The sequence below is a fragment of the Streptomyces fuscigenes genome, assembly GCF_021556455.1.
Taxonomy (GTDB): Bacteria; Actinomycetota; Actinomycetes; order Streptomycetales; family Streptomycetaceae; genus Streptomyces; species Streptomyces fuscigenes.
Genome location: NZ_JAKGCV010000341.1, coordinates 1 through 6,034, shown reverse-complemented (window position 1 = coordinate 6,034; position 6,034 = coordinate 1). Strand labels below are relative to the sequence as shown.

The window sequence follows — 6,034 nt, the reverse complement described above, 5'->3', positions numbered from 1 at the left end:
CACCGCGGCGCTGCCGTGCCCGGCCCGCTCGCGGCGCCGCCGGGCCGCGCGGGGGTCCGGGTCCGGGACCGCGTCGAGCAGCTCGCGCGTGTACGGGTCCCGGGGCGAGGCGAACACGGACGCCGCGTCGCCCACCTCGACGAGCCGCCCGGCGCGCATGACCGCGACCCGGTCGGCGACCTGGCGGACCACGGCGAGGTTGTGCGAGACGAACAGATAGGTCAGCCCGTGCTCGCGCTGGAGCGCGGCGAGCAGGTCGAGCACCGACGCCTGCACCGACACGTCGAGCGCGCTGGTCGGCTCGTCCAGGACGACGAGCCGCGGCGAGAGGGCGAGGGCGCGGGCGATGGACACGCGCTGCCGCTGGCCGCCGGAGAACTCGTGGGGGTAGCGGTCCTGGATGCCCGCGTCGAGTCCCACCGACTCCAGCAGCTCGCCGACCCGTTCGCGCAGCCGGGTGCGGCTGCCGGAGCGGCGGCCGCGCATCGCGGGGTCGTGGGTGACGAGCGGTTCGGCGACGATGTCGGCGATCCGCAGCCGCGGGTTCATGCTGGAGTACGGGTCCTGGAGGACGACCTGCATCTCGCGCCGCACGCCCCGCAGTTCGGCCGCGCTCAGCGTGGAGAGGTCGCGCCCGGCGAAGGACACGGTGCCCTCGGTGGGTTCGGTCAGCCGCAGCAGCAGCCGGGTCAGTGTGGTCTTGCCGCAGCCGGACTCGCCCACGAGGGCGAGGGTCTCGCCCTCGTGGACGGCGAGCGACACACCGTCCACGGCGGTCACCCGGTGGCCGCGCCGGCCACCGCCGAACTCCTTGCGCAGGCCCGACAGTTCCAGCAGGGGAACACCGCTCATGCCGTCCGCTCCAATCGCGGCGTCGCGGCGAGCAACGCCCGGGTGTAGGGGTCCTCGGGGTGCTCGAAGACATCGAGGACGCCGCCCGTCTCGACGACCTCGCCGCGGTTCATGACGACGACCCGGTCGGCGGTCTCGGCGACCACTCCGAGGTCGTGCGTGATCAGCACGACGGCCATGCCGTGCCGGGCCTGCAACGTCACGAGCAGGTCCAGGATCTGGCGCTGGACGGTCACGTCGAGGGCGGTGGTCGGCTCGTCCGCGATGAGCACCTTCGGCCGGCCCACCAGCGCGGCGGCGATCATCACGCGCTGGCGCAGCCCGCCGGACAGCTCGTGCGGATACTGCCGGTAGCGGCGCTCCGCGTCGGGGACGCCCACCTCGTCGAGCGCGGCCACTGCGGCCTCGCGGGCCTCGGCGCGGGAGGCGCCCCGGTGGTGCCGCAGCACCTCGGCGACCTGCGTGCCGACGCGTTGCAGCGGGTCGAGGCTCGTCATCGGGTCCTGGAAGACCATGGAGACCGACCCGCCCCTGATCCGGCCGAGGTGCTTCTCGCCGCAGGACAGCAGGTCCTCGCCGGCGAAGAGGATCCGGCCGCCCGCGTACACGCAGGGCGGTTCGGGGTTCAGGCGCAGCACGGACAGGGCACTCGCCGTCTTCCCGCTCCCCGACTCGCCGACCACGGCGAGCGTCTCGCCCGCCGCGACCTGCCAGCTGACGCCGCGTACGGCGTGCACGACGGTGGAGTCGAGCCGGAAGTCGACGTGGAGGTCCTCGACGGACAGCACGGGCTCCCGGGCGGTGGCGCCGGGCCCGGGCCCCGGTCGCGACGGGCCGGCGGGCGGTGGGGTCGGTTCAGGTGTCATCGGCGGTACGCCTTCGGGTCCGCGACGTCCCGCAGGGCGTCTCCAGTGATGTTGACGGCGAGCGAGGTGAGCATCAGCGCGACGCCGGGGAAGACGGCCACCCACCAGGACGTACCGAGGTAGAGCTGGCCGTCGGCCAGCATGGAGCCCCAGGTGACGGTCTCCTTGGGCACGCCGAGACCGAGGTAGCTCAAGGACGCCTCGGCGACGATGGCCGCGGCGATGTGCAGCGTGCCGATGGTCGCGAGGGGCGCCATGACGTTGGGCAGCAGGTGCCGGCGCATGATCGCGGGGTCGGTCGCGCCGATCGCGCGCGCCTCGGTGACGAAGTCGCGGGAGCGCAGCGACAGGACCTCGGAGCGTACGACCCGGGCGTAGGAGACCCAGCCGGTGAAGCCGAGCACCAGGATCACGTACCAGAGCCCGGAGCCGAGGAAGCCGACGATGGCGAGCGCCAGCAGGATGGCCGGGAAGGCGAGCTGGACGTCGGCGAGCCGCATCAGCACCTTGTCGGTCCAGCCCCCGAGGTAGCCGGAGGCGAGCCCCACGAGGGTGCCGATCACACCGGCGAGGAGCGCGGCGCTCGCCCCGACGAGGAGGGACACGCGGGTCCCGTAGATGACGCGGGAGAGCATGTCGCGGCCGAGTTGGTCGGTGCCCAGCAGGTGGGCGCTGCTGCCGCCGTGCTCCCAGGCCGGCGGTTTCAGCCGCATCAGCAGGTCCTGGGCGTTGGGGTCGGCGGGCGCGATCAGCGGGGCGAACACCGCGGCGATCAGCATGACCGCGAGGACGGCGAGCGCGGCGACGGCCAGCCTGTTGTGCAGCAGCGCCTGGACGGCCGCGGCCCGGGTGGAGCGCTGCCGGACGGCTCCCGCGGCGGGCGCGGTGGCGGCGGTGGCGGATGTGACGGTCATCGGGACGCCCTCACCCTCGGGTCGAGCAGGCTGTAGGAGAGGTCGACGAGCAGGTTCACCACGACGAACACGGCCGCGAAGAACATGACGGTGGCCTGGACGAGCGGGAAGTCGCGGTTGGAGATGGCCGCGATGGTCAGCTGCCCCACGCCGGGCCAGGAGAAGACCTGTTCGGTGAGGATGGCGCCGCCGAGGAGGCTGCCCACCTCCAGGCCGACGACGGTGACGACGGGCAGCGACGCGTTGCGCAGCGCGTGCACGAACACGATCTTCAGGGGGCCGAAGCCCTTGGCGCGCGCCGTGCGGATGTGGTCCGAGGAGAGCACGTCGATGAGCGAGGAGCGCAGCAGCCGGGCCACGACGGCGACGGAGTACACGGCGAGCGTGACCGACGGCAGGACCAGGTTGGCGAAGGTGCCGTAGCCCGAGGCCGGCAGGGCGTGCAGGCCGACGGCGAAGACCAGGATCAGCAGGATGCCGACCCAGAACGGCGGGGTGGACTGGCCGAGCAGCACGCCCGCCATCACGCCCCGGTCCGAGGCGCGGCCGCGGCGCATCGCGGCGAAGATGCCCGCGGGCACGGCGATCACCAGCGTCACCACGATCGCGCCTGCGGCGAGTTCGAGCGTGGCGGGCAGCCGGTCGGCGAGGACGTGGCTGACGGGCTCGTTGTAGAAGAGGGAGGTGCCGAAGTCGAGGCGCGGCAGGCCCCACAGGTAGTCGAGGTACTGCGTGATCAGCGGCCGGTCGAGGCCGAGGCTCGCGCGCAGGGTGGCTTCCTGGTGGGCGCTCGCGTCGGGCGGCAGCAGGAGCTTGACCGGGTCGCCGGAGAGCCGTACGAGGAAGAACGAGACGGTGGCCGTGCACAGCAGGACGAGGACGGCGGTGCCCAGGCGGGTGAGCACCAGGCGGGCCAGTCGGCCGCCGTCGCCGCGCCGCGCGCCGTCGCGGGCTCCCGGCGCCTTCGCGGGCGCGGGGCCGAGGGTGAGTCCGGTCATCGGGAGACCTCCGCGCTCGCCATGGCGAGGACGCCCGCGGGGCCGGGCTTCCAGCGCGGTCGCTCGTTGCGGGCGTAGATGTTGTCGATCTGGTAGAGCGAGACGAAGGGCGCCTCGTCCAGCATCAGCCGCTGGAGGTCGGAGAAGGCGCGCTCGCGCCGGTCCGGCTCGACGGCCAGTTCCTCTATGTCGACGAGCCGGTCGGCCTCCTTGTTGTGCCAGCGGCTCTGCCTGCGGTCGCTGCGTACGTTCGACTGGAGCATGCTCTCGCCGTCCAGGGTCCACACGGTGCTGGCCGCCAGGTACATGGGGCCGAGGGCCCCGTGGTCGGTCGAGGTGAGCCGGTCCGCGTAGGTGCCGGGGTCCAGCAGGTTCACCTTGGCGTGCACGCCGGCGCGGGCCAGCAGGCCGGAGATGGCCTCCGCGACGTTGGAGTCGACGTTGGAGGCGGTGAGTTCGGTGGTGAAGCCGTGCGGGTGGCCCGCCTCCGCCAGGAGCCTGCGGGCGGTGTCGACCGAGCGGGCGAAGGGCTTGAGGGAGGGGTCGAAGCCGAAGGCACCGCGCGGGATCATCGCGGGCACCTCGGTCGCCTTGCCGCCGAGTACGGCCTTGATGAGCAGCGGTACGTCCACGGCGTGGTTGAGCGCCTGGCGCACCCGCTTGTCGTGCAGGGGCCCCGCGTCGAGGGTGTCGAGGGACAGGTAGGAGGTCCTGATGCCGCTCCAGCTGTCGAGCGATACGCCCGGGTAGCCGTCCAGTTGCTGGGCCGCGTCCGGAGTCAGGCCGGTGACGAGGTCGACGCCCCCGCTCTGCAGCGCGGCCAGCGAGGAGGAGGGGTTGGGCGCCGGTGTGAAGACGAGTTCGTCGACGCCGGGTCGGCCGGCCCAGTGGTCCGGGTTGGCGCGCAGGCGCAGTTCGTGGTCGCGCTGCCAGCTGACGAACGTGAAGGGGCCGGTGCCCACCGGGTGCTCGGCGAAGGCCGCGTCGCCGACCCGGGCGAGGTGGCGCGGCGGCACGACGACCCCGCCGAACAGCGACACCTTCTCGGGGATGATCGGGTCGTGCAGGGTGGTGTGCAGGTCGACGGTGTGCTCGTCGACGACGGACACGTTCTTGACGTAACGCAGCTCGACGATCGGTGACTTGGTGGCCGGGTCGAGGAGCCGCTCGATGCTGAACTTGACGGCGGCCGCGTCGCAGGGCTCGCCGTTGTGGAACGTCACGCCGGGACGCAGGCGGAAGCGCCAGGTCAGCGGCGAGGTGACGGCCCAGCTCAGGGCGAGGCCGGCGTGCAGCCTGCCGTCGCGGCCGCGCACGGTCAGCGTGTCGAAGATGTTGATGAGGGCGTTCATGGAGGTCATGTCGCCCTGCTTGTGCGGATCCATCGTCTTCGGGTCGCCGGTCTGGGACACCCGCAGGACGTTGCCGACGTCGCTCGCGGGATTCGCGCCGCATCCCGTGAGCAGGGCGGGCGCGGCGAGTGCCGGGACGGCGAGGGCTCCGAGGCGCAGCACGGCGCGGCGGGGCGGTCCGTCGCGGCGCGCCCGCCCCTGAATTCGTTCCATTGAGCAGCACATCCGTTCCGTCAGATGGAATGCGGTTGGGTTAAGCTAAGCGACATGGGGAAACCGGTCAACACCCGCGGCAGCGCGCAGGAGCCCGTCAAGGGCCCGGTCGACAAGGCGATGGAGGTCCTCGAAGCACTGGTCGAGGGGGGTGGCGGCCCGCACCGCCTCGGCGAGATCGCCCGCCGTACGGGCCTGACGAAACCGACCGTCCACCGCCATCTGCGCACCATGGCCGAGTACGGCTTCGCCGAGCCCGCCGAGGGCGGCAGCTACCGGCCAGGGCCCCGGCTGCTCGGCCTCGCCGCCGCCGCCCTGGACGCGGGGCCCGATCTGCGGCTCGCCCGCCCGGTGCTGGCGGACCTGCGGCAGCGCACCGGACTGCTCGCGTACTACGCGGTGCGCGACGCGACCGACGCCGTCTTCCTCGAACTGTCCGAGCCCGCCCGGGAGTACCGCACGGGCACCCGGCCCGGCGGCCGCGCCCCGCTGCACCGCACGGCCGCGGGAATCGCGATGCTCGCGGCCCTGCCCGCGGACGAGGCGGCCGAGGTCCTGGGCAGGGCCGCCCCCGCGCTCGCGTCCGCCCCCATGCCGGAAAAACCGGAGGAAACAGACGAACCGGCGCTCGTACGCGCGGAGTTGGCGCGGGCCGCCCGCCTCGGCTACGCGCTGGACGACGAGCGGGAGGAGCAGGACGCGCGCGCGGTGGCCGCGGCCGTGGTCGACCGCGACGGCCGGCCCGTGGGCGCGATCGCGGTGCGCGGGCTCGCGTTCGCGCTCGACGACGCGGCCGTCGAGCTGTACGGGCCGATGGTGCGCGCGGCGGCCCGCACGGT

Annotated in this window: 6 protein-coding genes; 1 reads left to right on the top strand and 5 read right to left on the bottom strand. The window is 73.4% G+C overall.

Going from position 1 to position 6,034, the window contains the following annotated elements; translation table 11 throughout:
* The 5 genes from L1885_RS21790 to L1885_RS21770 all read right to left on the bottom strand — a co-directional run.
* On the bottom strand, positions 1-852 hold an 852-nt coding region (locus tag L1885_RS21790), incomplete at its 3' end, for an ATP-binding cassette domain-containing protein (RefSeq protein WP_235798856.1).
* The gene (locus L1885_RS21785) at positions 849-1,718 is read right to left on the bottom strand and encodes an ATP-binding cassette domain-containing protein (RefSeq protein WP_235798855.1); all 870 of its coding nucleotides are present in this window, start codon (positions 1,716-1,718) and stop codon (positions 849-851) included. The genes L1885_RS21790 and L1885_RS21785, both read right to left, overlap by 4 nt.
* Positions 1,715-2,632, bottom strand: a complete 918-nt coding sequence (locus tag L1885_RS21780) for an ABC transporter permease (protein WP_235798854.1) — start codon at positions 2,630-2,632, stop codon at positions 1,715-1,717. Before L1885_RS21780 ends, L1885_RS21785 begins: the two co-directional genes overlap by 4 nt.
* Positions 2,629-3,630, bottom strand: coding sequence for an ABC transporter permease (locus L1885_RS21775; RefSeq protein ID WP_235798853.1), 1,002 nt, complete (start codon positions 3,628-3,630; stop codon positions 2,629-2,631). Before L1885_RS21775 ends, L1885_RS21780 begins: the two co-directional genes overlap by 4 nt.
* Positions 3,627-5,195 (bottom strand): ABC transporter substrate-binding protein, encoded by a 1,569-nt coding sequence (locus L1885_RS21770; protein ID WP_235798852.1) that lies wholly within the window; start codon positions 5,193-5,195, stop codon positions 3,627-3,629. The genes L1885_RS21775 and L1885_RS21770 overlap by 4 nt, the downstream gene beginning before the upstream one ends.
* A gap of 54 nt (positions 5,196-5,249) precedes the next feature.
* Here L1885_RS21770 and L1885_RS21765 point away from each other — a divergent pair.
* The coding region (locus L1885_RS21765) for an IclR family transcriptional regulator (protein WP_235798851.1) at positions 5,250-6,034 on the top strand (785 nt) is incomplete at its 3' end.